Below are 25,619 nucleotides of genomic sequence, written 5' to 3' on the forward strand. Positions count from 1 at the left end.
GCCCCCGCAAAACCCTCAACTGGCTCACCCCCAAAGAAAAACTCACCATGCTACTGTCCTAAATAGAGCATGTTGCGACCACCGCATGAATCCGCCGTGCCTTGGGGGAATCTGACGCCGCGAACTCGCCCTTTGCAGCGGGGAGCTGGCCGGGGCTGATGCCCTGAAGGTGCCCTTCGCGGCATCAGATTCCCCCAGGGGTGCCTTCGGGGTATGAGCGCGGGGGCGTAGCGGAGGTGCGGGAGTGGAAGCAGGTGCGCGGGAGCGGAGAAGGTTGGTGAGGGGCGCATTCGCGGCGTTGAGGTCCCTGAAAGGCGACCATTCAGGGACCTGTGCGCCTCGAACTTCGTCTTCGCGTGAATTCGCGCTGTCCCGGTGGGGTTCTGCCGTGCGTTGAAGGGCGTCTTGGGGGAATCTGACGCCGCGAACTCGCCCTTTGCAGCGGGGAGTTGGCCGGGGCTGATGCCCTGAAGGTGCCCTTCGCGGCGTCAGATTCCCCCAGGGGTGCCTTCGGGGTATGAGCGCGGGGGTGTAGCGGAGGTGCGGGAGTGGAAGCAGGTGCGCGGGAGCGGAGAAGGTTGGTGAGGGGCGCATTCGCGGCGTTGAGGTCCCTGAAAGGCGACCATTCAGGGACCTGTGCGCCGCGATCTCCGTCTTCGCGTGAATTCGCGCTGTCCCGGTGGGGTTCTGCCGTGCGTTGAAGGGCGTCTTGGGGGAATCTGACGCCGCGAACTCGCCCTTTGCAGCGGGGAGTTGGCCGGGGCTGATGCCCTGAAGGTGCCCTTCGCGGCATCAGATTCCTCCAAGGGCACCTTCAGGGCATGGCAGAACCCCGCGAGCCTTCAGGTGCCCGCCGCGAAAGCGCCGGGAACCTACTTCTTGAGTTCGCGGGCGATGACCATGCGCTGCACCTGGTTGGTGCCTTCGAAGATCTGCGGCACCTTCGCCTCTCGCATGTACCGCTCGACCGGGAAGTCCCGCGTGTAGCCGGCGCCGCCGAGCACCTGCACGGCGTCGGTGGTCACCTTCATCGCGGCATCCGTGGCCACGAGCTTCGCGATCGACGCCTGCCGCTGGAACGGCATGCCGCGGTCACGGCGGCGCGCCGCATCCAGGTAGGTGGCGCGCGACGATTCGACGGCGGCGGCCATGTCGGCGAGCAGGAACTCCAGGCCCTGGAACTCGATGATCGGTTTCCCGAACTGGCTGCGGGTCTTCGCGTAGGCCACCGCTTCGTCGAGCGCGGCCTGCGCGAGGCCGACGGCGCACGCGGCGATGCCGAGCCGCCCCGACGCGAGCGACGAGAGCGCGATCCGCATGCCCGCGCCGTCCTCGCCGATGAGCCGGTCCGCGTCGACCCGGGCGTCGTCGAAGATCATCTGCGCGGTGGTGGAGCCGGTCAGGCCCATTTTCCGCTCGGGTGCCGCGGCGGACAGGCCCGGCGTGGCACCGTCGACGAGCAGGCACGAAACGCGCTCCTCGCCGGTGCGGACCATGGTCGTGTAGAAATCGGCTTCGCCGCCGTGGGTGATCCACGCCTTCGTGCCGTTGACGACGTACTGGCCGCCGTCGAGGCGGGCGCGGGTGGACAGCGCCGCCGCGTCGGAACCGGCGTGCGTCTCCGAAAGCGCGTAGGCGCCGAGCAGGTTGCCTTCGAGCATTTCGGGGAGCCAGCGGTCGCGCTGCTCGTCGGTGCCGTAGTGGGCGAGCGCGTAGCAGGACATGGTGTGCACGGACAGGCCGACGCCGACCGACATCCACGCGCCCGCGATTTCTTCGAGCACTTGCAGATACACCTCGTACGGCACTTCGCCACCGCCCCAGCGTTCCGAATAGGGCAGCCCCAGCAGGCCCGTCTTGCCGAGCAGCCGGAACTTCTCGCGCGGGAACCGGCTCGCTTCTTCGAACTCGGCCGCGTGCGGCGCCAGTTCCTCGCGTGCCAGGTCGGTGGCGAGGCCGACGAGGTCCTTGGCTTCCGTGCTGGGCAACAAGCGTTCCGCTGGCATGGGGTCCCCTTCCCGATGCGGAGCAGTACCAAAAACAGTACTGTAGGTCCGCATAGAGTACCGTAATGGGCAGACTCGCAGAAGTGCGCCGCGTCACGCGCACCCGAGTGCGCATACGGTGGTCCGATGGCCGATCTCGCTCCCCGCGCCCCGCGCTCCCCCGAAGGGCGGCGGCAGACCGCGAGGCAGCGCGCCCTGTTGACGCAGCTCGAGGACCTTTTCCTGGCCGAAGGCTTCGCCGGGTTCACGCTCGAAGACCTCGCCACCCGCCTGCGCTGCTCGAAGTCGACGCTCTACGCGCTGGCGCCGAGCAAGGAGCAGCTCGCGGTGAAGGTGGTCGGGCACTTCTTCAAGGGCGCCGCCGACGAGATCGAGCAGCGGATCGCGGGGATCGACGACGCGCGCAAGCTGATCGGGGAGTACCTCGCCGGCGTTTCCGAGTACCTGAGCAGGGCCTCGGCCGTGTTCATGGCCGACATCGCCGAGTTCACCCCCGCCCGCGCGACCTACGAGCTGAACAGCAGGGCGGCCGCGGCGCGAATCAGGACTTTCATCGCCAAAGGGGTGCGCGACGGCGTGTTCCGCGAGGTGAAGGCCAAGCTGATCGCGGAAATGGCCGGAATGCTGATCGAAGGCATTCAAACCGGGGTGCTCGGCGCGCGGGCGGGCGTTTCCGACGCGGATGCCTTCACCGCGCTGTCGGACCTGTTGCTCGGCGGCCTCGCCGCGGAGGGCCCGCTCAGCTGAGCGGGCCGGGAACCGGTTTCTGACACCGCGGCGTTCTGCGGTTAGCATCACCGCCGTGATCGTGGTGGGTGGAGAGGCGCTCGTCGACCTCGTACCGGTGCAGGCCCCTTCGGGCGAGTCCACTGTGGACGGCGGGGTCGGCCCGCTGCTGCCGACGCTCGGCGGTGGTCCATACAACGTGGCGCTCGCCGCCGGACGGCTCGGCGCGGCCACCTCGTTCCTGTGCCGGATCTCCCGCGACCGGTTCGGCGAGGGACTGCTGGACCGGCTCCACGCGTCCGGAGTGGACACCGCGCTGGTCCAGCGCGGCGACGAGCCGACCACGCTCGCGGTGGTGGCGCTCGACGAGACCGGCTCCGCGCACTACACCTTCTACACCGAGGGCACGGCCGACCGGCTCGTCACCGATCCGGGGCCACTGCCGGACGAGGTCACCGCGCTGTCGCTCGGCACGCTCGGCATGGTCCTGGAACCCGGTGCGAGCGCGTACGAAGCGATGCTGCGCAGGGAATCCGCGCGTGGCGTGCTGACCGCGCTCGATCCCAACATCAGGGCGATGCTGATCGACGACCCGGCTGCCTACCGCGCGCGGTTCGCGTCGTGGCTGCCGGACGTCCGGCTGCTCAAGCTCTCCGACGACGACGCCGGATGGCTCGCCGACGGTGCCGACGCGGACACCGCGGCGCGTACCTGGCTCGAGTCCGGGGTGGACGCCGTGGTGCTCACTCGTGGCGCGGAGGGCGTCTCGGTGCGGACCTCCACGCTCTCGGTCAGCGTGCCGCCGGGGCGCGCCGAGGTCGCCGACACGATCGGAGCGGGCGACACCGTGCAGGGCGCGCTGCTCGCCTGGCTCGACAAGCGCGAGGTGCGGGAGCTCGGCTCGTTGGGCGAGTCCGACTGGCGCGAGGCGCTCGGGTACGCGGCGAAGGCCGCCGGGATCACCGTGTCGAGGGTCGGTGCCGAGCCGCCCACGGCAGCCGAGCTCGACACCTACTGGACGTGATCTGGCCCTCACTGGAGTCCCTTTCCGGAAATACCGGACGCCCTGGCGTGTGAACCTGGTCCCAAAGGGTCCGTTATGGGCAACCCAGCCGCTGCGCGAGGCACGGGTAATCGACTAGCGTGGGCGCCAGAATTCATACCCCAACGGGGCGGTGTGCCGCGCGAGAAGAATCCTGTAAGGGCCTTGCGTGAACTCCCAGGGCTGACCTGTGCGACCTGCAGGCGCCACCGGCCCCGTGCGATGAGTGAGAGGGACTTGCATGTCCGACGCGAATGCGGCGCCCGGTGGCGAGACCGTCGCGCTGCGCCTTCCCAACGGCGAGCACGAGCTGAAGGTCGTCCATGCGGTCGAGGGCGCACCGGGTATCGAACTGGGGAAGCTGCTGGCGTCGACGGGGTACATCACCCACGATCCGGGTTTCGTCAACACCGGTGCCGCCTCCTCGGCCATCACCTACATCGACGGTGACGCGGGCATCCTGCGCTACCGCGGTTATCCGATCGAGCAGCTCGCCCAGAAGTCCACCTTCATCGAGGTGTCCTACCTGCTGATCTACGGCGAGCTGCCGACGAAGACCCAGCTGGACGACTTCACCGAGAAGATCCAGCGGCACACGCTCCTGCACGAGGACCTGAAGGCGTTCTTCAGCGGGTTCCCGCGCGACGCGCACCCGATGCCGGTGCTCTCCAGCGCGGTTTCCGCGCTGTCCACCTTCTACCAGGACTCGCTCAACCCGTTCGACGAACCGAACGTCGAGCTGTCCACCATCCGGTTGCTGGCGAAGGTGCCGACGCTCGCCGCCTACGCCTACAAGAAGTCGGTCGGGCAGCCGCTGCTGTACCCGGACAACTCGCTCGGGCTGGTGGAGAACTTCCTGCGGATGACCTTCGGGTTCCCCGCCGAGCCGTACGAGGTCGACCCCGAGGTCGCGAAGGCGCTCGACCTGCTGTTCATCCTGCACGCCGATCACGAGCAGAACTGCTCGACCTCGACGGTGCGGCTGGTCGGCTCGTCCGAGGCGAACCTGTTCGCGAGCATTTCGGCCGGGATCAACGCGCTGTTCGGCCCGCTGCACGGCGGCGCGAACGCGGCGGTGCTCGACATGCTCGAGGGCATCAAGAACGACGGCGGTGACGTGGCGAACTTCGTCAGCCGCGTGAAGAACAAGGAAAAAGGCGTGAAGCTGATGGGCTTCGGGCACCGGGTCTACAAGAACTACGACCCGCGCGCGAAGATCATCAAGAACACCGCGGACGAGATCCTCGGCAAGATCGCCGGTGGCGACGAACTGCTCGACATCGCGAAGAAGCTCGAGGAAACCGCGCTTTCCGACGACTACTTCGTCGAGCGCAAGCTCTACCCGAACGTCGACTTCTACACCGGCCTGATCTACCGGGCGCTCGGGTTCCCGACGAAGTACTTCACCGTGCTGTTCGCGCTCGGCAGGCTGCCCGGCTGGATCGCGCACTGGCGCGAGATGATCCAGGACCCGGCCACCAAGATCGGCCGCCCGCGCCAGATCTACACCGGCGAGACGGAGCGGGACTACACCCCGCTCGAACAGCGCTGACACCTTTCGGTGTGCACGGCCCGTCGCTCACGCGGCGGGCCGTTTCTCTTGCGCATAGGCTGTTCCACCGTGGCAGACGAAACCGCGATTCTCTGGTTCCGGCGTGATCTCCGGCTCGGTGACCACGCGGCGCTGCTGGCCGCGTCGAAACGGGCGAAGGCGGTGCTCGCGCTGTACGTGCTCGACGACCGCCTGCTCCGGCCTTCCGGTGCGCCGAGGGTGGCATTCCTGCTGGGGTGCCTGCGCGCACTGGACGAGCAACTGGGCGGCCGGTTGAGGATCGTCACCGGCGATCCCGTCGAGCAGGTGCCGAAGGCGGCCGAGGAGATCGGCGCGCGCAGCGTGCACGTCAGCACCGATACCGGGCCCTACGGCAGGGAACGGGACGAGGCAGTGGCCGCCGCGCTGAAGGAGCGCGACATCGATTGGGTGGAAACCGGCTCGTCGTACGCGATCACGCCGGGCAGGGTGACGAAGCCCGACGGCGACCCGTATCGCGTGTTCACCCCGTTCTACCGGGCGTGGGCGCGGCACGGCTGGCCGAGTCCCGCCGACACCGGCGCGTCCATCGTGGACTGGATCGAACCGTCCACTTCGGAGCGCCTGCCGGAGGTGCCCGAGGTCGACATGCGACTCCCGGAGCCGGGAGAGGAAGCGGCGCTTCAGGTGTGGCAACGCTTTCTTTCCGATGGCCTCGACGACTACCACGAAGGCCGGGACCGGCCCGATCTTCCCGCCACCACCAAGATCTCGCCGTACCTGCGCTGGGGCTGCGTGCACCCGCGCACCCTGCTGGCCGATCTTCGCGGTGACGACGGTCCCGGCGCGAAGGCGCTGCGCGGTGAGCTGGCCTGGCGGGAGTTCCACGCGGACGTGCTCTTCCACCGGCCGGAGACCGCGCGCACCGAGTACGACGAACGGTTCTCGCGGATGGAAACCGAACGCGGTGCCGCCGCGCGAGTCGCGTTCGGACAGTGGTGCGAAGGCAAGACCGGGTACCCGATCGTCGACGCCGGGATGCGCCAGCTCGCCGCCGAGGGCTGGATGCACAACCGGGTGCGGATGATCGTGGCGAGCTTCCTGGTCAAGGACCTGCACCTGCCGTGGCAGTGGGGCGCGCGGCACTTCATGCGGCTGCTCGTCGACGGCGATCTCGCGTCGAACCAGCTCAACTGGCAGTGGGTCGCCGGGTCCGGCACGGACGCGGCGCCGTACTTCCGGATCTTCAACCCCACCACACAGGGGGAGAAGTTCGATCCGACCGGCGCCTATGTCCGCGAGTACGTGCCGGAACTCCGCGCGCTGCAAGGGAAATCGGTGCACCAGCCGTGGAAGTCCCCGCAACCGGACTACCCGGCGCCGGTGGTCGAGCACGCACACGAACGCCAGGTGGCCCTTCAGCGCTACGGCGACATCACCGGCCGGTGAGTGCCGCCCGCAAGCTCACGCGGCTGCCGGTGCGCAGCACGGCGTTCTGGTAGATCCTGCCCGCGAGCCAGGTGAGCAGGCCGATGCACAGCACGGTCAGCAGCAGCGCGGCCGTGATCTCCAGCCCCGACGCCGCGCCCGTCGCGATCCTGCCCGGCATCAGCATCGGTGAGAACACCGGAACCAGTGACAGCACGGTCGAAGTCGTGCTGCCGGGGTCCTTCGCCAGCGCGTTGAGGCCGATGAGGAACACCACCACCAGCGTGATCGACACCGGTGCGACCACGCTCTGCGCGTCTTCCTGACGTGACACGAGTGAGCCCGCGGCGGCGAACACGGTGGCGTACAACAGGAATCCGAGCAGGTACCAGACCACCGCCCATACCAGCGCGCCCGCCGCGACACCGGGGATCGTGAGCACCCCGGTGGCCTTCGCCAGCGCCAGCCCGACCGCGCCGATGATCACGAGCTGGGTCAGCCCGACGAGGGCGAGTCCCAGCACCTTGCCCAGCATGAGCTGCCACGGGCGCAACGTGGAGAGCAGGATTTCGACCACCCTGCTCGACTTCTCCTCGACCACGCCCTGCGTGACGAGCGCGCCGTATCCGACGATGCCCATGTAGAGCAGCACGACGACGGCGAACCCGAGCACCGACCGCTGTTCCTTGTCCGGATCGGGTGGTTCCACTGTGGACACGGTGAGGTTGGCGCCGCTGACCTTGCCCATCACCTGTGCCGGATTGAGCCCGGCCGCGGACAGCTCCCCGTCGAGCACCTGCTGCTGGGTGATCCTGGCCAGCGCGGAGCGCAACTTTCCGTTCAAATCGGACTTCACGAGCACGGTGAGGTCCGAGGGGGTGCCGGACACCGCGGCGTCCAGATCGCCCGAGGTCACCTGCCGCCGCGCCTCCTCCGCCGACGGCACCGTGGTCGGCTCGACCCGCAGCCCGTAGTCGGCCGCGATCGCGCGCAACGGGCCGCTGATCCCGATGGCCTGTCCGGACAACCCGATCCTGCTGGTGCCCGTGCCGCCCGTGGTCGAGGACTGCAACAGGATGAACCCGATCATCAGCACCAGCACCAGCCCGGTGCCGACGAGGAACGACCGGGTCCGCAGCCGGGTGTTCAGCTCCCGCTTGACCACGAGGCGCACCGCGCGCGCCGGTGAGATCGTGCTCATTTCCTTTCCCCCTTCTCGGAAACCGCGTCACGGAACAGTTCGGTGAGGCGGCGGCGCCGCCTGCTGAACTCGGTCACCGGCCCGGTGGCGAGCGCGGCGGCCAGCACCGCCTGGTCGTCGGCACCCGGTTCGAGATCGAGCACCAGCGTGCCGCCGCGCCGCTCGGCGACCCGGGTGCCCGCCACCGCGGGCGTCCAGTCCGTGGCCGCCCCCGGCGCGGTCACGACGAGCTGGGCGCCTGCCGACGTGGTCAGCTCGCCGACCGTGCCGTTCGCGACCATCCGTCCACTTCGGATGATCCCGACCCGGTCGCACAGACGTTCCACCAGATCGAGCTGGTGGCTGGAGAAGATGACCGGCACTCCCGCGGCCGCCTTCTCCCGCAGTACCTCGCTCATCACGTCGACCGCGATCGGGTCGAGGCCGGAGAACGGTTCGTCGAGCACCAGCACCGCGGGATCGTGCACGAGCGCGGCCGCGAGCTGGACGCGCTGCTGGTTGCCGAGGCTGAGCTTCTGCACCTCGTCCTTGCGCCGCGCGGACAGCCCGAGCCGGCCGATCCAGCTCTCCGCGGCCTGGTGCGCCTGGGTGTTCGTGAGCCCGTGCAGCTCGGCGAGGTAGACGAGCTGGTCGAGCACCTTCATCTTCGGGTAGAGGCCGCGCTCCTCCGGCATGTACCCGATGCGCGTCCTGGTCTCGTGCGTCACCGGTGCGCCGCCGAACCGCACCTCGCCGGAGTCCGCGGCCAGCACGCCGAGCGCGATCCGCATGGTGGTGGTCTTGCCCGCGCCGTTGCTGCCGACGAACCCGAACAGCTCGCCGGGCCGCACCTCGAACGACACGGCGTCGAGTGCGGCCAGCCTGCCGTAGCGCTTGCTGATCCGGTCGATTTCCAGGCTGTCAGGCATCGGGGTCCCCTTCGTCGGAACGGGCGAAGTCCTCGGGGTCGTCATCGGGTAGCTGCCAGCCGAGCACGAGCGTCGGCACCGAGCCGCCGAAGATGAGCAGTGCGGACATCATCATCGCGCCCCGGTACCCCGCGCCGGGCTGCCGCGCGATGAGCAGCAGGTAAATCATCGCGACGAGCATCAGCGCGGCGAGCGTCTGGAAGCCGGTGTAGTGGATCCGGTTCCGCCATTCGCGCTCGCGCTCGTCGAGCAGCGCGCCGAATCCGCTCGCCATCTTGCCGGTCAGCAGCCGCAGCGCGGTGACCGTTACCGCACCGATCGCCGCACCGCCGAGCCACCGGCCCGTCACGGCCCAGTCGCGGTCGGGGCGGAGGGACAGGCTGGCCGCGATCATCATGGCGGCGCCGAAGAGGTGGAGCGCGACGAGTGCGCGCCTGCGCCGCCGGGTGCGCCAGAGCGGGAACCGCCGTACGGTGATCCCGTTCCACCGGTCGAGCCGCGCCACGTGCGCCGCCTTCGCCGAGTCCCATTTGGACTGGTAGTCAGTTCCCGGCATCGAGGGCACCTTCCCCGACGCGGCCCGTGCTCGATTTCATCTCTCCCCCACGCGGTACACCTGTGTGGACAGTGGTGTGAACGGCTCCCGGTTGAACACGGCCTCGACCGGCAGCCCGAACACGGCGCACAGCCGCATCGCCAGATCGAGGCTCGGGTAGTGATCGCCTCGTTCGAGCGCGCCGATGGTCTGCGGATTGACCTCGACGGCCTCGGCGAGCGCGGCACGGCTCATGCCGCGCTCGGCCCTGAGCACCTGGAGCCGGTTGTAGATCGGCAGCTCTTTGCCGCGCCTGACCGGGCTCATGCGACGTACTGTTGCAAAAACCCAACAAGACGTCAAGTAGATGCCATCAAATTGCCGGTGAGGGGTTCCCTGGGGCTCGCTCGCGTGGTCCCGGGGACCACGCACGAGGGAGAAAGGGTCAGGCGATGCCGACCAGTGCGCGTTCCACGAGTTCGGCGACCCTGGGCCCGGCCGCGTCCGCGTCGGCCGGCACGAGCCCGAGCCGGGTGCGGCGGTGCAGGATGTCGGCGGCGTCGAGCGCGCCTTCGTGGCGCACGCCCCAGAGCACTTCGGCCGCGGTCACCTCGCCGCCGTCGTAGAGCGGTGCCGCCATCGCCGGGTCCACCTCGCCCGCGGCGGCGACCCGCGGCGCCTCCGTGCCGTACTTGGCGACCAGCCTCGGCGAGGCGTCCACAGTGGACAGTTGACTTCGGCGCGCGGCGCCGAGCAGCGGCAGCCGGTGCGTCCGCGACGGGCCGCAGTGCAGCCCGGCCTCGGTGATCGCGGTGTCCACCGCGTCCGCGGCCATCCGCCGGTAGGTGGTGAGCTTGCCGCCGACGATCGTGATCACGCCGTCGCCGGAGGTCAGCACGGCGTGCTTGCGCGAGAGGTCCGCGGTGCGCGCGCCGTCGGTCTCGATCAGCGGCCGCAGGCCCGCGTAGGCGCCGATCACATCGGATTCGGTCAGCCGCACCGAAAGCGCGGTCGAGGCCACCGACAGCAGGAAGTCCACATCGGACTGCGGGACCTCGGGGGTGTCGGGGATCTCGCCGTCGGTCGGCTCGTCGGTGATGCCGAGGTGGACCCGCCCGTCCGGCTGCGGCAGCAGCAGGATGAACCGGCTGTGCTCGCCCGGCACGCCGACCATCACCGACGACCTGCCGATCGGCGCGCTGCCGGGGGCGAGCACGAGATGCGAGCCGCGCGAGGGGCGCAGCCGCACCGACGGGGCGAGCTGCCCCGCCCAGACGCCGGTCGCGTTGACCACCTTGCGGGCGTGGATGTCCAGTTCGCCGCCGGTCAGCTCGTCGCGGGCGCGGACGCGATCGCCGGTGACCTCCAGCGCGGAGAGCCTGGTCAGGATCCGCGCGCCGAACGACGCCGCGGTCCTCGCCAGCGTGACGACGAGCCGGGCGTCGTCGACGAGCGCGCCGTCGAACGAGAGCAGCGCGCCGCGAAGACCGCTGCGCCGCAGCCCCGGCGCGAGTGCCATCGCCTCGGCCGCCGGAATGCTCCTCGGCCGCGGCAGCACCCTCGACGGCGTACCGGCCGCGCGCCGGAGCAGATCGCCGGCCTGCAGGCCCGCGGTGATCAGCGCCTGCTGCGGCCGGGAAGTCTCGGCGTGCAGCGGGAAGAGCTGGGGTGCGGTCCTGGTGAGGTGCGGGGCGGTCCTGGTCATCAGGATGTTCCGCTCGACCGCGCTCTCGTGCGCGAGCGCAACGTCTCCCTTGGCGAGGTAGCGGAGGCCGCCGTGCACGAGCTTGCTCGACCAGCGCGAGGTCCCGAACGCGAGGTCGTGCGCCTCGACGAGCGCGACCGAAAGCCCGCGTGACGCCGCGTCGAGCGCGATACCGGCACCGGTGACGCCGCCGCCGACGACCACCACGTCCACCCGCGCGCCCGCCGCCAGTTCTTCGAGTTCCCGCTCGCGGCGCCCCTTGTTGAGGGAGCCGCTGATCATGGGCGCAACGCCGCGCCGAGGAGGTGGGACAGCTCGTCGAGCAGCTTGTCCTCGGCGACGCCCGCGGCGGCGGGACGGAGGGAGAAGGCGAACGACTGGATGACGAGCAGCAGCGTGCGGGCCTGCGCGGCCTCGTCGGCGACCCGGATCGACCCGTCGTCGAGCCCTTCCTTCAGCAACGAGCTGATCACCCCCTCGGCGAACCGCTGGGTGGTGCCGAGCCGCTCGACGATGTAGGGCAGCACCATCTCGGCGTCCTTGTCGAGGACGGTGCGCATGAGCGCGTTCGAAGCGAGCGCGCGCACGGCCGCGACCGAGCTGAGGACGAGGCGCTCGCGCGCGGTCGCCGCGCTGCCGCCTTCCTCGCTCGCCTGCCACAGCAGCGTGCCGAACTCCCTCGTCATCAGGGCGGCGAGCACGCTGCGCACGTCGGGGAAGCGCCGGTACAGCGTCATCCTGCTGACCTTCGCGGTCCTCGCGATCTCGGCGAGCGTGGTTCGCCGCACCCCGCGGTCGAGCACGCACGAGCGAGCCGCGTCGAGCAGCACGTCGTCGGAGACCCTGGTGGACGCTTGGCGGCTGCGCGTGTCGGCGAGCGCGCTCGCGGCCCGTGACTCGCTGTGACGTTCATCGTCCATATGTCACACTGTAATCGTGAGCGACATCGTTGACCACTCCGTTCTTCCGGCTACCCAGTGTGCACTCCGCGACGTGGGGAGCCGGTCATGGTGATGGATCACCGAATCCGTCACGGGTGGACCCCGGACGGGGGAGCCGCCGCGTCCGTGCCCCCCAGCGCGGTGAACTGGCTTCGCGAGCGTATCGGCACCTTGACCCCCAGCGCGGCGGTACCACCCGGCTCCGCGATCGCGGTGCCCCCGAGCGCGCTCGGCGAAGCGGCCTCGGGCGATCTCGCCGGTGCCGTCGGCGCTGCTCACGTGCTCGAAGACCCGCGCGAGCGGCTGGGACGGGCTGGCGGCCTGTCCTATCTCGACCTCCTGCGGCGGCGGTCCGGCAAGGCCACCGTGCCCGACGCCGTGGTGCTGCCCGCGGACTCCGGCGAGGTGCAGCGCGTGCTGGAGGTGTGCGTCGCGCACGACATCGCGGTGGTGCCCTTCGGCGGCGGTACCTCCGTGGTCGGCGGCGTCGCCGCGCTCCGCGGGCCCAAGCACGCCGTGATCGCGCTCGACCTGGCCAGGCTCGACCGGCTCGTGTCGATCGACCCGGTGTCGCGGATCGCCGTGCTCGGTGCCGGTGTGCGCGGGCCGGACGCCGAGCGGCTCCTCGGCGAGCACGGCTTCACCCTCGGGCACGTGCCGCAGTCGTTCGAGCGCGCCACCATCGGCGGGTTCGCGGCGACCCGCTCGGCGGGGCAGGCGTCGTCGGGGTACGGGCGGTTCGAGGACATGGTCACCGGCGTCCGCCTCGCCACCCCGCGCGGGCAGTGGCGGCTCGGGGTGGCGCCCGCGTCCGCGGCGGGTCCGGACCTGCGCGCGCTCGCCGTCGGCAGCGAGGGCACTCTCGGCGTGCTCACCGAAGTCGCCCTGCGGGTGCGTCCGGTGCCCGAGTCGCGCCGTTACGAGGGGTTCTTCGTGGACGGGTGGGACCGGGGGACCGAACTGGTGCGCACGCTCGCGCAGTCGGGCCTGCTCGCCGATGTCACGCGGCTGTCCGACCCCGGCGAAACCGAGGTGTCACTCGCCCTGAACGGCGGGCTGAAGACCCGCCTGCTTCGCCGCTACCTGTCCGCGCGCCACCTTTCCGAGCCGTGCATGCTCATCCTCGGCTGGGAAGGACTTTCCCGGCACCGCAAGGAGACGCTCGCCGTGCTGCGGAAGTCCGGCGCGGTCCGGATCGGACGGTCACTCGGGGAATCGTGGCGGCACGGCCGGTTTGCCGGGCCGCGCCAGCGGGACACCCTGATGGACCTCGGTGTCTGCGTCGAGACCTTGGAGACGGCCGCGCGCTGGTCCGGCCTCACCCGGCTGCGGGAGGCGATCCGCGCGGCACTGACCGGCGCGCTGGGCACCCCGGTGATCATGTGCCACATTTCCCACGCCTACGAGACCGGCGCCTCGCTGTACTTCACCGTGCTCGCCGCGCGGGACGGCGCCGACCCGGTTCGGCAGTGGCAGCGGGCGAAACATGCCGCCAGTGCGGCGATCGCGGGCGCCGACCGTCCACTCGGGACGATCTCGCACCACCACGCCGTCGGTGTCGACCACGCGCCCTACCTGGAGGGCGAGATCGGCCGCGTCGGCGTCGAGGTGCTGCGCGCCGCCAAGGCGGCCGTCGATCCCACCGGCATCATGAACCCCGGCAAGCTCCTCGGCTGATCCCGCGCGATGCCCTGAAGGTGACCTTCGGGCATCCGCGTCCCCGAAGGTCACGGTGATGATGCGCGCGCGTCGATTCCGGTGAGATGGGTGGCGGAAACGCGGAGCCGCCGGGGGAGCAGTCCCGGGGCTGGATCCCTGAAGGTCACCCTCGGGGAATCTGACGCCGCGATCTCGCCCTTCGTGGCGGGTGGCGTGGTGATGCTGATGTCGTGAAGGTGCCTTTCGCGGCGTCAGATTCCCTCAAGGGCACCTTCGGGACGTTGAACCCGCCGCCGCCGTCATCCCCGGCCAGGGAAGTCCCGGCCGGGGATGACGGCTTCAGGGGCAACGGCACACCCGGGAGCGGGTCAGGAGTGCTTGCCCCGGCGCGTGTCGTCGTCGACCTCGATCTGCTCCTTGCGGATCTCGCCGGAGACGGTCTGCTCTTCGGTGACCTTCTCGGTGCCGAGGCGCACCCGCTCGACCGGCACGGCCTCCTTCTGCACCACCGGCTTTTCGGCGTGCAGCACGACATCCTGCTCTGCCTCGCCGATTTCGGCCTTGCGGCCCGCCTTCGCGTCGGTGATCGGTTCGCGCTCGATGCGCACTTCCTCGTGGCTGACCGGCACGGTCACCTGCTGCTCCTCGGTCACCACGTACTTGCGCAGCCGGACGTGCCCGGTTTCGACCTCTTCGGTGCCGACCTTCAGCCGCTCCTCGGAGCGGATCATGTCGTCCGAAGTGGACGCGTCGTGGCGCCCGCCCTTGGCCGCCGCGGCGTCCCTGCCGGACCTCTGCTTGTCAGTCATCTGCTTGTCGGTCATGTGCTTACCGCCCGCGGCGCCACCCGCCGCGCCCATCGCGGCGTCGCGCGTGCCGTCTCCGCGACCGGAGTGCTTGGCGTCCTCACGGTCCCCGGAGCGCGGGCCCGGCAGGCCGTAGTGCTTGTAGAGCTGGACGCTCTCCTCCTGGGAAAGGTGGCCTTCGGCGTCGATCCGCGGCGCGTCGGACACCTGGTCCTTGTCGACCGTCACGTGCAGGCCGTCATTTCCCATATCGGCCCCGGAAAGCGGCACGAAGCTTTCCTTCTGCCCGAACAATCCGGTCTTGACCGTCACCCACTCCGGCTGATGCGTGTCGTCGGCGAGGTAAACCGTGCCCACCTTGCCGATCTTGCTGCCCGAGTTGTCCATCACGGTGCTGTCGATGAGATCCTGCGGCTGGATCGTGCGTGCCATGGTTTCCCGCTCCTTTTCCGAGTTCGGATTCGCACTTCGGCTTCCCTCACCATCGGACCGTCCAAAGTGGGACGCAAGCGCTGGACCCTCGCCTGGGTGACCCCGTTTCGTGTCAGTTTGGGACCGAGGGTGACGGGGTAAGAAAGAAGGGGTGACCTGATCAGGTCGGGAAGAACATCGGTGTCATTCAAGAATGCGGGACGAATCGGCGAACAGGGCTATCCGGGCAGGTATCCGGGCAGGACTGTCCGATCGAGACCGTCCGATTCCGCCGGCTCGCCCACGAGCGCGACGGCGGCGTGCTGCTCGACGTCCGCGGTGCGGACGGGGCGGCCGTCGACGAGCAGCGGCATCCGCCGCGCGCTCGCGCCGACGTAGGCGAGCGCCTCGACGGCGGACCCGTCGTCGAGCCGGATTCGTCCACTGTGGAGCTTCGCGAGGTGGTACCGGTCGCCGCGGCCCTCGCAGACGTCGAGCACGGCGAGCTGCTCCGGCGTGGCGAGCCAGATCGCGTGGACCTCGGTGACGCCCGGCATCGCGGCGAGCGTCGCGGGGCGCTGCCCGTCCCGCTTGCGCAGGCCGGCGGCCCACACCGCGGCGAAGTCGTGGCAGGTCGCGCGCAGCACGGTCACCGCGCCGGTCAGCCCCAGCTCCTCGCGCAGCCAGGTGATCTTCGACGGGCACGCGTTCGACCCGTAGGCGAGCACGGGCGTCCGCCCGGCCAGGTCGGCCGCGCCGTCGATCTTCCGGAGCGCGCCCGCCTCGTGTACGAAGGAGAAGGCGGGACGCGCGCCGGGGTAGGGATCGGCGGGGTAGTCGGCGTCGGCGAAACTCAGAAGACCACCACGCTGCGGAGCACGTCGCCGTGGTGCATCCGCTCGAATGCCTGCTCGACCCCGTCCAGCGCGATCCGCTCGGTGACGAACTTGTCCAGCGGCAGCCTGCCCTGCAGGTACAGGTCCACCAGCATCGGGAAGTCCCGCGAGGGCAGGCAGTCGCCGTACCACGACGACTTCAGCGAGCCGCCGCGCGCGAAGAAGTCGATCAGCGGCATGTCCAGCCGCATGTCCGGGGTCGGCACGCCGACCAGCACCACGGTGCCGGCGAGATCGCGGCCGTAGAACGCCTGCCGCCAGGTCTCCGGCCTGCCGACCGCGTCGATCACCACGTCGGCGCCGAAGGAGTTCGTGAGGTCCTGAATGGCCTCGACGACCTCCTCTTCGGACTTGCCCTTGGTGTTCAGCGTCGCGGTCGCGCCGAACTCCTTTGCCCAGGTGAGCTTGCGGTCGTCGGTGTCCACCGCGATGATCGTGCCCGCACCGGCCAGTGCCGCGCCCGCGATCGCCGCGTCGCCGACACCGCCGCAGCCGATCACGGCCACCGAGTCGCCCCTGGTGACGGCACCGGTGTTGATCGCGGCGCCGAGCCCTGCCATCACCCCGCAGCCGAGCAGGCCCGCGACCGCGGGCTCGGCCTCCTTGTTCACCTTGGTGCACTGTCCACTGTGGACCAGTGTGCGCTCGAGGAACGCGCCGATGCCGAGCGCGGCGCTCAGCTCGGTGCCGTCGGTGAGCGTCATCGGCTTGGCCGCGTTGAACGTCGAGAAGCAGTACCACGGCTTCCCGCGCTTGCACGCCCGGCAGGTGCCGCACACCGCGCGCCAGTTGAGGATCACGTAGTCGCCCGGTTCGAGATCGGTGACGCCTTCGCCGACCTGCTCGACGTATCCGGCGGCCTCGTGCCCCAGCAGGAACGGGAACTCGTCGTTGATGCCGCCCTCGCGGTAGTGCAGGTCGGTGTGGCACACCCCGCACGCCCTGACCGAGACCACCGCCTCGCCGGGACCGGGGTCCGGCACGATCACCGTCTCGAGCGAGACCGGCTCGCCCTTCGCGCGCGCGATGACTCCCTGCACTTCCGCGGGCATGCCGTACCACCTTCCAGCAGCGTTGCTTCCGCTCGCAGCTTGCCACGGATCATGCCGGTATGGCGATAGCTACATTCGGGTGGTCGTCACGGCGTGATGACGTAGGCGATCCCGCCGGGCCCGCTCGCCACGCCGCCGCTGTCGGTGTGCCGCTTCGTGCGCTGCCAAATCGTCTCGAACTGGGCTCGCTTGTACACATTGCGCACGCGGTCGTTGCTGCTCGACGCCGGGTCGTTGACGATCACGTCGCCGTCCTCCGTGAACCCGGTGACGACCATGATGTGCCCCGCCGTGCCGTAGCCCGCCCCGTCCAGTTCGCTGGCGAGGAACGACTGCGACGTGATCACCGGGATGCCGCGCGCGATGTAGTCCTCGATGCCGGACAGCGAGTGCAGGCGCGTGATGTGCCCCTTGAGGCCGTAGTGCGCCGCGTAGGCGGTGTTGAACGGCCAGTTTCCCGTGCCGTCGTAGGCGTAGTCGAAGGTGTATCGCGCGGCGTAGGCGACGCTCGGATCGACGTAGCCGTCCGGGATCCAGCTCAGGTCCTTTTCGCCCGGACCGTGGCCCCAGTACTCCACCACCATCTCCGTCGACGCGGGGCTGCACCAGTTCTCACCGCCGCCGCCGTATTCGGGGAACTGTCCCTTGTGGAGGTTCTGGGCGTGCGCGGGCACCGGCAGCTCGATCCCGGATGCCTTGCCGGGCTTGGAGATCGGCACCTCGAACCGGTCGGGCACCGCCGAGGTCATCGCGCCGAGGCCGCTGACCGAAGGCGTTTCCTTCGACCCGGCTTCGCGGTACAGGGTGACCCGTAGCTGGTACGAGCGCAGTGCCACGCCCGGCTTCATCTCCAGGGTGTCCGTGCTGACGTCGGCGTTGGCATCGTCCTGGCCGTTCACGCTGGTGCGCTTGATGTCCCCGTCGCCGTGCGCCCACTGGCCCAGCACGTACCAGGCCGTCGTCGCGCCGCTCGCGGTCTTGCCCTGCGCCTCGACCTGCAGCCAGGTCTTCGCCGGGGTCGTCGCGTTCCAGGACGCGATGAGCTGGGTGGCGTCGAAGCCCTGCCCGTACTCCGGAGAGGTCCACTGGCCGAAGTCGTAGGACTTCCCGTCGTGCTGGGTGGTGCCCGCCGGCTTCGCGAGTTCGAGCCCCTTGGCGCCCGGCTTGGTGCCGTTCGCCGTGCCGTGCGCGAAATCCGTCCACTCGTGGTAGTCGATGGCCTCGTCCTGACGCGGCTGGGCCGCGACCGCCTGTCCCGTCATGGCCGCGATCATCGCGGCGGTCAGCAGGGTGATGATCTTTCGCGCGCGCACAGCGACTCCGTCCCTCGGCTGTCGAGGATTTTCACCCGTGGCCACCACAAAGTAAATGGTTCAGAGGACTGCTTGGCTCTGCGTGACCTTCGCGACGAGCTTGCCCGCGTCGTCGTGGATCTCGGTTTCGATCACGACGACCTTCCGCCCGGCGTGCAGCGGCGTCGACGTCGCGGTCACGTGCCCTCCGCGAACTCCGCGCAGGAAGTTCGTCTTCGACTCGATCGTGGTGGTCCCGGCGGCGCCTTCGGGAAGGTTGAGGAAGGCGCACACGGCACCGGCGCTGTCCGCGAGCGCCATCAGGACGCCGCCGTGCAGCGCGTCACCGAGCGTGCACAAGTCCTTGTCCCAGGCGAGCTTGGCGCTGACCCGCTCGGGCCCCGTCTCGACGGCTTCGATGCCGAGACGGGCCGCGAACGGCATGGTGGCGAACAGTGCGTCGGGGGTCATGCCGGGCAGCCTGCCCGATCATGCGCCGCCGGTCGACTACTTCGGGGTAATCAGCCGAGGGGATTGGCCAGGATCAGTTCGGTGTTCCGGTCGCCCGGCACGCCGACCTGGCCGAGATCGGCGTGGATGTCGTTGTACGAGAACTCCCGGTACAGCGACGCAAGCGCTTGCGGCGAGGAATCCGCGTAGTCGGCGGCGTACGGCGCCTGCGCCTCGACCAGCGTCGTGAAGACCGACAACGTGCCGTCGGCGTTGTCGGCGACCTCGATGACCCGCGCGTGCTGCGGGAAGTCGATGTGGGACGCGGTGTTGATCTCCCAGAAGCTCTGCTTCGGCGTCTTGCCCGCGTGCGGGATGATCTGGTCGCGGTGGGTGTGCCCGTTGACCCAGGCGAGCACGTTCGGGAAGCGCTGGAGCAGGCCGACGAACGCGTCCCCGTTCAGGCGCGGCTCCAGCAGGTGCCGCGCGTCCGGGAGGATGTTGCCCATCGTGCCGGACGTGTGGTGGCTGAACAGGATGAACAGCTCGTCGGTGACCTGGTGGGTGACCTTGTTGCCGAAGAAGTCGTAGTACGTGGAGCTGCCGCGCTGCAAGGTCTTCTCGACCCAGGTGAACTGCCCGAGCCCGATGGACCCGTCCGCGAACCCGGCCAGCGTCGTGGTGTCGAGGCTGATCCCGGTGATGCCGGGCGCGATCCGGAACGTGTAGTAGACGTTGATCCCGTCGGCGTTGTTACCGGTGAACCCGTGGCCTTCCGGGCCGGGGCCGGTGTGCGCGGTGTCGAGATGGGACTGCACGAACTCCGCGGTGGTGAACGGCCGCCGCCGCTCGTCCGGGGTCACCTTCCGGACCGTGCCGCCCCCGCCGAACAGTTCGGTGACCGGAACCGGCGCGCCCGGTTTCCTGATGGCCGAGGCGAGCCTGCGCATCGTCGACTCGTCCTTGCCGATGACCTTGAGATCGCCGGTGTACCAGTGCTCGATACCGGGGATGCCCTCGGGCAGGGTGCCGACCACGCTGTCGTCGTGGTTGCCGAACGTGCAGTACCACGGGATGTCGAGGCCGGGGGAGGTGAACTCGCCGATGGCCGCCGTCAGCAGGTCGGGCACCTGCGGGAAGCCCTTCTTCGTGTACGCGTCGTCGAGCTTCTTGGCCGGGTTCCAGAACGTCGGCGAGCCCGAGTCCTGCACACCTTCGTAGCGGGACGGGTCGCCGGAGTTCGGCACGACCTTGCCGCCGTTGAGGATGCCGAGGAACCAGTCCAGTTCGAGGTGCTCGTGGTTGTCGGTGTTGTCGCCGGTGGTCACCATGAAGTCGAACGGCCGCCCGGTGAACGGGCCGGCGCGCAGGCTGTTCACCCGCTCGACCAGCGCCGCCGTCGCCACCGGTCCCAGTGTCTCTTGTGGACGGTGGGCCGAGCCGATCAGCGGGTGCAGGTACTCGAACCGCGCCGGGCTCTCGGCGTCGGTGATGTGCAGGTCGGTGAACTGCACGAAGGACGCCTTCGCGGTGCGCCGGTCATCGCGGCCGTCCTTGCCTGCGGCCAGCTCCTGGCGCACCACGAGCGGCCAGCCGGGGCCGCCGGTCAACCGCGTGTAGGCCGGGCCTTCGGTGACCGGTGCGGCCGCGGTTTCCAGCGTCGTCCCCGCGGTGCTGACGCCGCGGCTCGCCGTCCGGCGGAGCGCGTGGTCCACGGCGCTCGCGGTCGGCGTGCACAGCAGCAGCCCCACTCCGGAAAGCCCCGCCGCGGTGACGAACCCCCGTCTGCTCAACTCCGCCATCAACCGCTCCCGTCCCTCGTCAGCTCAGCCGTCAGGTCAGCCCGGATGCACGATGCCGCATGACATTAGCCGGAGTGTGAACAGCGGCAAAGCAAAACGCGAAAATTAGTCACGTTAGCGGAGTCGACCCTGTGCTCCGGAGGATGCTCCGGACGGCCGAGAACGCGGCGTTGAATGCTCTGAAGGTGCCCTGGGGGTCAGCCCTTCAGGCCGGTTTCCGCGACGCCGCGGACCAGGTAGCGCTGGAGGAAGGCGAACACCAGCACGATCGGCAGGATCGAGACGACCCCGGCGAGGAAGAGCAGGTTGATCCTCGGGTTCTGGGAGGTCAGCAGCCCGGACAAGGCCACCTGCACGGTCCACGAGGACGGGTCCTGCGCGATCACCAGCGGCCAGAGGAACGCGTTCCAGCTTCCGATGAAGTTGATCACCGCGAGCGCCGAGACGAACGCCAGCGAGTTCGGCAGCACGATCCGCCGGAACACGCCCCAGTAACCGAGCCCGTCGAGCCGTCCCGCCTCTTCCAGTTCCTTCGGGAAGTCGATGAAGTACTGGCGGAACAGGAAGACGGTGAACGCGCTGAACAGCCCGGGGATGATGAGGCCGCGCAGGTCCGAGATCCAGCCGAGGCTGGACACCACGACGAAGCTCGGCACGAAGGTGACCGAGGTCGGGATCATCAGGGTGGCGATGATCGCGTAGAGCACCTTCTTCGAGTGCCGGTACGGGATCCGTGCCAGCCCGTAGCCAGCCATCGAGCACAGTACGAGCTGCCCCGCCGTCTGCAGCGTCGCCACCACGGTCGAATTCAGGATGCTGCGCAGGAACGGCACGTTCTCGTCGGAGAACAGCTCGGTGAAGTTCTCCCAGTGCAGCGCGCGCGGGAACAGCGTCCACCCCGGCGCGGTGATTTCCTCCCGTGTGGACAGTCCATTGCGGAGCAGCAGGTAGAACGGCAGCAGGAACAGCACGGCCGCGATCACGAGCGCGACCCACCTGAAGACGGCACCGATCCTCATCGCGCCGCCTCCCCGAACCGGAACACCTTGCCCTGCAGCAAGGTCACCAGCGCGATCAGCAACGCCAGAATCACCGCGCCCGCGCTGCCGCGGCCGAGGTCCTGCCCGCCCGAACCGAGCGAGGTGTAGTAGAGGTAGACCAGGGGCGGTCTGGCGAACGGTGGATATCCCCTCGAATCGCCCATGATGTTGTAGAACTCGTCGAAGGCCTGGTAGGCGTTGATCAGGTTCAGCAGCAGCACCGCGACCGAGGTCGCCCGAAGCTGCGGCAGCGTGATGTGGCGGAACGTCTGCCAGCCCGGTTTCGCGCCGTCCACCCAGGCCGCTTCGTAGAGGTGCTGCGGGATCCGTTGCAGCGCCGCGATGAACAGGATCATGTAGAACCCGAGCTGCAGCCACAGCCTCGCGGTAACGAGCACGACCCAGTACAGCGGCGGGTGCACGGTCCCGGTCCAGGCCACCGGGTCGACGCCGAAAAGTTCGAGCACGGTGTTCGCCAGTCCATATCGGACACCGGAGAACAACGACGTCTTCCACACCAGCGAAGCGACCACGTAGGAGCAGGCGAACGGCAGGAAGAACACCGAGCGGAAGAACGCGCGCGCGAACCGGAGCTGGTTGACCCCGATCGCGAGCGCCAGCGACAGCACGAACGTCAGCGGGACGATGAAGAGCGCGAACACGCTGAACGTGCCGAGGCTGGCGAGGAACGGCCCGTCGGTCAGCATCGCGACGTAGTTGGCCAGCCCGACGAACTCCGTCGGCGTGACGGTGTTGCGCGCGTCGAAGAGGCTCAGGTACGCGCTCCACCCGATCGGCAGGTAGGCGAAGACGGCCAGCCCGAGCACGAAGGGGCCGACGAAGAGCCAGAACGCGCGGGTGTCCCGGCGGTGCACGACGGACATCAGCCGAAGAGGCGCTTCAGCTCGTGCTGGGCCACGGACACCGCCTGCTTGGTCTGCTGCACCGGGTCGGCGCCCTCCTTGGCGATCTTCGCGAGCGCGTCACCGAGCGCGGTGTTCGACTGGGACGTCCACACCGGACCGCCGATGAGATGGCTGTGCTCCTTGACGAACCGCACCGCGTCGGCGGCAGGCCCTGCCTTCAGGCTGTCCGCCCTGTCGATCAGGGAGTTCCTGGCCGGGATGTGGAAGCCGAACTTCGTGGCGAACTTGAGCTGGTCGTCGGTCTGGTCGACCCACAGCCACTTGACGAATTCCCTTGCCGCGTCGACGTTCTTGCTCTTCGCGTTGACGCAGGCGCCGTACGCGCCGACCGGAACGGACGGTTTGCCGGCCCCGTCGAGGCGCGGGAAGGCGAGCACGCCGAAATCGTCCTTGAGCGCGGCGGCGATCTTCGGCACGTTCCACAGCCCGGTCCACTGCATCGCGGTGAGGCCGTCGATGAACGCGGCCGGATCGGACCAGTCGCTCGGCGCGCCGAGCAGCAGCGAGCCGTCCGCGTTCAGCGTGCGGAGCTTGCCGAACGCGACCGCCGCGCGCGGGTCGTCGAAGCCGACCTTGCGGTTGCCGTCGGTGAGGTAGTCGAGCCCCGCGGACCACAGCAGCGGCCCGCCGAGCACGGAGACCCCGCCGTCGTTGCCCACGAACAGGCCCTTGACCTTGTCCTTCGTCAGCCGCTTCGCCGCGTCGATCAGTTCGTCGACGGTCTGCGGCGGCTGCACGCCCGCGGCCTGCAGCATGCTCTTGCGGTAGAAGAGAACCTGCGTGTCGGCCGACTGCGGCACGCCGTAGATCCGGCCGTCGACGGTCTGCGCTTCGAGCACCCGCTGGCTGAAGTCGTCCCGCACGCCCGCGATCAGGTCGTCGAGCGCGACCACCTGGTTCTGCCGCACCCAGTCGATCTTCACCTGCGCTTCGAAGACGTCCGGCACCGGGCTGTTCTGCAGCGCGGTGACGATCTTCGAGTCGTAGTCGCCCGGGTTCCACTGAACGTCCACTTTGGCCTTCGAGTAGGCCGCGGCGTACTTGCGGACGGCTTCCTGCACGCCGTCTTCGCCGTAGGCGTGGTACCACTGCTGCAGGGTCGCGCCGCCGTTGCCGGGTCCATCACCTCGCCCGGTGTTGGAGCCGCACGCCGCGGCGAAGGCCACCACGGCCGCGGATCCGGTCAGCGAAATGAACGAACGCCTGCTGTGCGCCATGCCCTACCTCCCAGAAAGAGTGCCGTGGCGCGCTCACGCGGGAGCACGCCACGGCACAGTACGCTGGCGGTGATTTTCCGCTCTACAGCTGGCTGATGTCGAGTTTTCCCTCGGAGTGGAACGCGCGGAGCCGCTTCTTGTCGAACTTGCCGACACTGGTCTTCGGCACTTCCTGGACGAAGGTCCAGTTCTCCGGGAGCTGCCACTTGGCGACCTTGTCCGAGAGGAATTCGCGCAGTTCCCCGGCGGTGACGCTCTGGCCCTCCCGCAGCACCACGGCGACCAGCGGGCGCTCGTCCCACTTCTCGTCGGGGATGCCGACCACGGCCGCCTCCGCGACCGCCGGGTGCCCCATCACCTGGTTCTCCAGGTCCACCGACGAGATCCACTCGCCGCCGGACTTGATCACGTCCTTCGCCCGGTCGGTGAGCGTCAGGAACCCGTCGGGGGTGACCTTGCCGACGTCACCGGTGCGCAGCCAGCCGTCGTGGAACTTCTCCGGGTCGGGCTCGACGCCCTCTTCCCCGGAGTAGTAGGCGCCCGCGATCCACGGCCCCCGCACCTCGAGCTCGCCGACGCTTTCGCCGTCCCACGGCGCTTCCGACCCGTCGTCGGTGATCAGGCGCGCGTGCACCGACGCCGGGAACCTGCCCTGCGTGTACCGGTAGCTCCAGGCCTCGTCGCCGGTGGCCGACGCGGGCGGGCGGGCGACGCTGCCCAGCGGCGAGGTCTCGGTCATGCCCCACGCGTGCAGCACCGGTACGTCGTACTTCTCCTGGAAGGCGTGCATCATCGACGGCGGCGCGGCCGACCCGCCGACCACGACCTCGCGCAGGTGCGAGATGTCCTGCGGGTTCGCGTCGAGGTGCTGCAGCAGGCCCTGCCAGATCGTCGGCACGGCGGCGGCGAAGGTCGGCTTCTCGGCGGCGAGGATCTGCGCGATCGGGCCGGGCTGCAGGAACCGGTCCGGCATCACCAGCGAGGCGCCGACCATCAGCGCCGCGTACGGCAGGCCCCACGACATCGCGTGGAACATCGGCACGATCGCGAGCGCCGAGTCGTGCTGCGCGAGCTGCATGCTGTCGCTCATGCACACCTGCATCGAGTGCAGCCAGATCGAGCGGTGCGAGTACGCGACCCCCTTGGGGTCACCCGTGGTGCCCGAGGTGTAACACATCGCGGCCGCCGAGCGCTCGTCGACCTCGGGCCAGTCGAAGGTGCCGGGCTGGGCGTCCAGGAGTTCCCCGTAAGAGTGAACCTCAACTCCAGCTGGAGCCTCCAGCTTGCTGGCGTCACCGTTCGCGACAATGACGTGACGGACCGTCGTCATCTCGGGAAGTTGCTTCGCCAGGAGCGGGATCAAGGTTCCGTCCACGATGACGACGTGGTCCGCAGCGTGGTTCGCGACGAAGGTGAGCTGTTCCGGGAACAGCCGGATGTTGAGCGTGTGGAGCACCGCGCCCATCGCGGGGATGGCCGCGTAGGCGGCGAGGTGCTCGGCGTTGTTCCACATGAAGGTGCCGACGCGCTGATCACCGGTGACCCCGAGCCCGCGCAGCGCATTCGCCAGCTTGGCGGCGTGTTTTCCCAGGTCGCCGTACGTTTCCCGGCGCGCCCCATCGCCGGTCCAGGTCACGACCTCGCTCTTCGAGTGCACCGTGGTCCCGTGTTGGAGCAGCCTCGCGAGCGAAAGCTGTCCGTCCTGCATCGTGCTCAACATCGTGACTCCCGATCTACGTCGTTCGGTGGGGCCGGTACGCGATACGGCGACTCTAATGCCGCCTGCCGGAACCGGGCAGGTTCGGAACTGGCAACGTTCGAGCACGAAATCGTTTGGCCGGAAATCGTTATTCACCCCCCTTGTCCGGGTGATAAGTACGCTCGACCAGGTTGCCCGCACCGACGCTACCGGGTAGTAAGTGCGTGTCGGTTTCCCAGCCGAGTATGTCGTGGCGTTTACTGGGGCCCGTGGTAAGAGACGGCCTGACCAGCACTTGCGCCAAAGTCGGCGCCTGGGAACGGGCGGTCGCCGCGAAAGCGGTCAG

22 protein-coding genes are annotated in these 25,619 nt (G+C 69.2%); 5 read left to right on the forward strand and 17 right to left on the reverse strand.

From position 1 onward, the window contains the following. Window positions 1-872: 872 nt before the first annotated feature. Window positions 873-2,006 carry an acyl-CoA dehydrogenase family protein gene (locus ABD256_RS25800; RefSeq protein WP_344424036.1) on the reverse strand — a complete coding sequence of 378 codons (1,134 nt, stop codon included), beginning with the start codon at window positions 2,004-2,006 and terminating at the stop codon, window positions 873-875. A 126-nt stretch (window positions 2,007-2,132) separates the two neighbouring features. On the opposite strand from ABD256_RS25800, the gene ABD256_RS25805 reads away from it, so the two are divergent. The 4 genes from ABD256_RS25805 (at window position 2,133) to ABD256_RS25820 (ending at window position 6,754) form a co-directional block, all read left to right on the forward strand. Then, the gene (locus tag ABD256_RS25805) at window positions 2,133-2,753 is read left to right on the forward strand and encodes a TetR/AcrR family transcriptional regulator (RefSeq protein WP_344424039.1); all 621 of its coding nucleotides are present in this window, start codon (window positions 2,133-2,135) and stop codon (window positions 2,751-2,753) included. Window positions 2,754-2,808: 55 nt separating this feature from the next. Next, window positions 2,809-3,756 carry a carbohydrate kinase family protein gene (locus tag ABD256_RS25810; protein WP_344424042.1) on the forward strand — a complete coding sequence of 316 codons (948 nt, stop codon included), beginning with the start codon at window positions 2,809-2,811 and terminating at the stop codon, window positions 3,754-3,756. Between the two features lie 259 nt (window positions 3,757-4,015). Then, entirely contained in the window at window positions 4,016-5,326 is a 1,311-nt protein-coding gene (locus ABD256_RS25815; RefSeq protein WP_344424045.1) for a citrate synthase, read from the forward strand. Window positions 5,327-5,395: 69 nt separating this feature from the next. After that, window positions 5,396-6,754 (forward strand): cryptochrome/photolyase family protein, encoded by a 1,359-nt coding sequence (locus ABD256_RS25820; RefSeq protein WP_344424048.1) that lies wholly within the window; start codon window positions 5,396-5,398, stop codon window positions 6,752-6,754. Here ABD256_RS25820 and ABD256_RS25825 read toward each other — a convergent pair. From ABD256_RS25825 to ABD256_RS25850, 6 genes are all read right to left on the reverse strand, one after another. After that, complete coding sequence (locus ABD256_RS25825) at window positions 6,741-7,934, reverse strand: ABC transporter permease (protein ID WP_344424051.1); 1,194 nt, start codon at window positions 7,932-7,934, stop codon at window positions 6,741-6,743. The two genes, ABD256_RS25820 and ABD256_RS25825, sit on opposite strands and share 14 nt — an antisense overlap. Next, a complete protein-coding gene (locus tag ABD256_RS25830) occupies window positions 7,931-8,842 on the reverse strand; it encodes an ABC transporter ATP-binding protein (RefSeq protein WP_344424054.1) in 912 nt (303 codons plus the stop codon). The genes ABD256_RS25825 and ABD256_RS25830 overlap by 4 nt, the downstream gene beginning before the upstream one ends. Then, entirely contained in the window at window positions 8,835-9,398 is a 564-nt protein-coding gene (locus ABD256_RS25835) for a hypothetical protein (protein ID WP_344424058.1), read from the reverse strand. The genes ABD256_RS25830 and ABD256_RS25835 overlap by 8 nt, the downstream gene beginning before the upstream one ends. Window positions 9,399-9,434: 36 nt before the next feature. Continuing rightward, entirely contained in the window at window positions 9,435-9,704 is a 270-nt protein-coding gene (locus ABD256_RS25840; protein WP_344424061.1) for a helix-turn-helix transcriptional regulator, read from the reverse strand. 118 nt (window positions 9,705-9,822) lie between these two features. Beyond that, a complete protein-coding gene (locus ABD256_RS25845) occupies window positions 9,823-11,364 on the reverse strand; it encodes a glycerol-3-phosphate dehydrogenase/oxidase (protein ID WP_344424064.1) in 1,542 nt (513 codons plus the stop codon). Then, a complete protein-coding gene (locus ABD256_RS25850) occupies window positions 11,361-12,002 on the reverse strand; it encodes a TetR/AcrR family transcriptional regulator (RefSeq protein ID WP_344424067.1) in 642 nt (213 codons plus the stop codon). The genes ABD256_RS25845 and ABD256_RS25850 overlap by 4 nt, the downstream gene beginning before the upstream one ends. 87 nt (window positions 12,003-12,089) lie before the next feature. Here ABD256_RS25850 and ABD256_RS25855 point away from each other — a divergent pair, with 87 nt between their 5' ends. Further along, window positions 12,090-13,700, forward strand: a complete 1,611-nt coding sequence (locus ABD256_RS25855) for an FAD-binding oxidoreductase (protein ID WP_344424071.1) — start codon at window positions 12,090-12,092, stop codon at window positions 13,698-13,700. A 350-nt stretch (window positions 13,701-14,050) separates the two neighbouring features. Here ABD256_RS25855 and ABD256_RS25860 read toward each other — a convergent pair whose 3' ends face one another. The 10 genes from ABD256_RS25860 to ABD256_RS25905 form a co-directional block, all read right to left on the reverse strand. Next, window positions 14,051-14,920, reverse strand: a complete 870-nt coding sequence (locus ABD256_RS25860; RefSeq protein WP_344424074.1) for a PRC and DUF2382 domain-containing protein — start codon at window positions 14,918-14,920, stop codon at window positions 14,051-14,053. A gap of 218 nt (window positions 14,921-15,138) precedes the next feature. Next, window positions 15,139-15,627 carry a gamma-glutamylcyclotransferase family protein gene (locus tag ABD256_RS25865; RefSeq protein WP_344424077.1) on the reverse strand — a complete coding sequence of 163 codons (489 nt, stop codon included), beginning with the start codon at window positions 15,625-15,627 and terminating at the stop codon, window positions 15,139-15,141. 125 nt (window positions 15,628-15,752) lie between these two features. After that, the gene (locus tag ABD256_RS25870; protein WP_344424081.1) at window positions 15,753-16,847 is read right to left on the reverse strand and encodes an S-(hydroxymethyl)mycothiol dehydrogenase; all 1,095 of its coding nucleotides are present in this window, start codon (window positions 16,845-16,847) and stop codon (window positions 15,753-15,755) included. 86 nt (window positions 16,848-16,933) lie between these two features. Then, window positions 16,934-18,121 carry a peptidase C39 family protein gene (locus tag ABD256_RS25875; protein ID WP_425546524.1) on the reverse strand — a complete coding sequence of 396 codons (1,188 nt, stop codon included), beginning with the start codon at window positions 18,119-18,121 and terminating at the stop codon, window positions 16,934-16,936. A 99-nt stretch (window positions 18,122-18,220) separates the two neighbouring features. Beyond that, a complete protein-coding gene (locus ABD256_RS25880; protein WP_344424087.1) occupies window positions 18,221-18,610 on the reverse strand; it encodes a PaaI family thioesterase in 390 nt (129 codons plus the stop codon). A 50-nt stretch (window positions 18,611-18,660) separates the two neighbouring features. Beyond that, window positions 18,661-20,391 carry a TIGR03767 family metallophosphoesterase gene (locus ABD256_RS25885; RefSeq protein WP_344424090.1) on the reverse strand — a complete coding sequence of 577 codons (1,731 nt, stop codon included), beginning with the start codon at window positions 20,389-20,391 and terminating at the stop codon, window positions 18,661-18,663. Between the two features lie 197 nt (window positions 20,392-20,588). Then, window positions 20,589-21,410, reverse strand: a complete 822-nt coding sequence (locus ABD256_RS25890; protein WP_344424093.1) for a carbohydrate ABC transporter permease — start codon at window positions 21,408-21,410, stop codon at window positions 20,589-20,591. Beyond that, window positions 21,407-22,306 carry a carbohydrate ABC transporter permease gene (locus tag ABD256_RS25895; protein ID WP_425546525.1) on the reverse strand — a complete coding sequence of 300 codons (900 nt, stop codon included), beginning with the start codon at window positions 22,304-22,306 and terminating at the stop codon, window positions 21,407-21,409. The genes ABD256_RS25890 and ABD256_RS25895 overlap by 4 nt, the downstream gene beginning before the upstream one ends. Window positions 22,307-22,314: 8 nt before the next feature. After that, a complete protein-coding gene (locus ABD256_RS25900; RefSeq protein ID WP_344424100.1) occupies window positions 22,315-23,574 on the reverse strand; it encodes an ABC transporter substrate-binding protein in 1,260 nt (419 codons plus the stop codon). Window positions 23,575-23,656: 82 nt separating this feature from the next. Then, window positions 23,657-25,294, reverse strand: a complete 1,638-nt coding sequence (locus ABD256_RS25905; protein ID WP_344424102.1) for a long-chain fatty acid--CoA ligase — start codon at window positions 25,292-25,294, stop codon at window positions 23,657-23,659. Window positions 25,295-25,619: the final 325 nt, after the last annotated feature.

Source organism: Amycolatopsis minnesotensis (assembly GCF_039529815.1).
Classification (GTDB): Bacteria; Actinomycetota; Actinomycetes; order Mycobacteriales; family Pseudonocardiaceae; genus Amycolatopsis; species Amycolatopsis minnesotensis.

Excerpts from the sequence above, each read along its gene's own strand:
- ABD256_RS25850 (WP_344424067.1), bottom strand. The coding sequence starts at position 12,002 with ATGGACGATGAACGTCACAGCGAGTCACGGGCCGCGAGCGCGCTCGCC.
- ABD256_RS25800 (WP_344424036.1), bottom strand. The coding sequence starts at position 2,006 with ATGCCAGCGGAACGCTTGTTGCCCAGCACGGAAGCCAAGGACCTCGTC.
- ABD256_RS25855 (WP_344424071.1), top strand. The coding sequence starts at position 12,090 with ATGGTGATGGATCACCGAATCCGTCACGGGTGGACCCCGGACGGGGGA.
- ABD256_RS25835 (WP_344424058.1), bottom strand. The coding sequence starts at position 9,398 with ATGCCGGGAACTGACTACCAGTCCAAATGGGACTCGGCGAAGGCGGCG.
- ABD256_RS25870 (WP_344424081.1), bottom strand. The coding sequence starts at position 16,847 with ATGCCCGCGGAAGTGCAGGGAGTCATCGCGCGCGCGAAGGGCGAGCCG.
- ABD256_RS25845 (WP_344424064.1), bottom strand. The coding sequence starts at position 11,364 with ATGATCAGCGGCTCCCTCAACAAGGGGCGCCGCGAGCGGGAACTCGAA.
- ABD256_RS25880 (WP_344424087.1), bottom strand. The coding sequence starts at position 18,610 with ATGACCCCCGACGCACTGTTCGCCACCATGCCGTTCGCGGCCCGTCTC.
- ABD256_RS25830 (WP_344424054.1), bottom strand. The coding sequence starts at position 8,842 with ATGCCTGACAGCCTGGAAATCGACCGGATCAGCAAGCGCTACGGCAGG.
- ABD256_RS25875 (WP_425546524.1), bottom strand. The coding sequence starts at position 18,121 with ATGATCGCGGCCATGACGGGACAGGCGGTCGCGGCCCAGCCGCGTCAG.
- ABD256_RS25885 (WP_344424090.1), bottom strand. The coding sequence starts at position 20,391 with ATGGCGGAGTTGAGCAGACGGGGGTTCGTCACCGCGGCGGGGCTTTCC.
- ABD256_RS25890 (WP_344424093.1), bottom strand. The coding sequence starts at position 21,410 with ATGAGGATCGGTGCCGTCTTCAGGTGGGTCGCGCTCGTGATCGCGGCC.
- ABD256_RS25860 (WP_344424074.1), bottom strand. The coding sequence starts at position 14,920 with ATGGCACGCACGATCCAGCCGCAGGATCTCATCGACAGCACCGTGATG.
- ABD256_RS25825 (WP_344424051.1), bottom strand. The coding sequence starts at position 7,934 with ATGAGCACGATCTCACCGGCGCGCGCGGTGCGCCTCGTGGTCAAGCGG.
- ABD256_RS25815 (WP_344424045.1), top strand. The coding sequence starts at position 4,016 with ATGTCCGACGCGAATGCGGCGCCCGGTGGCGAGACCGTCGCGCTGCGC.
- ABD256_RS25805 (WP_344424039.1), top strand. The coding sequence starts at position 2,133 with ATGGCCGATCTCGCTCCCCGCGCCCCGCGCTCCCCCGAAGGGCGGCGG.
- ABD256_RS25905 (WP_344424102.1), bottom strand. The coding sequence starts at position 25,294 with ATGTTGAGCACGATGCAGGACGGACAGCTTTCGCTCGCGAGGCTGCTC.
- ABD256_RS25900 (WP_344424100.1), bottom strand. The coding sequence starts at position 23,574 with ATGGCGCACAGCAGGCGTTCGTTCATTTCGCTGACCGGATCCGCGGCC.
- ABD256_RS25840 (WP_344424061.1), bottom strand. The coding sequence starts at position 9,704 with ATGAGCCCGGTCAGGCGCGGCAAAGAGCTGCCGATCTACAACCGGCTC.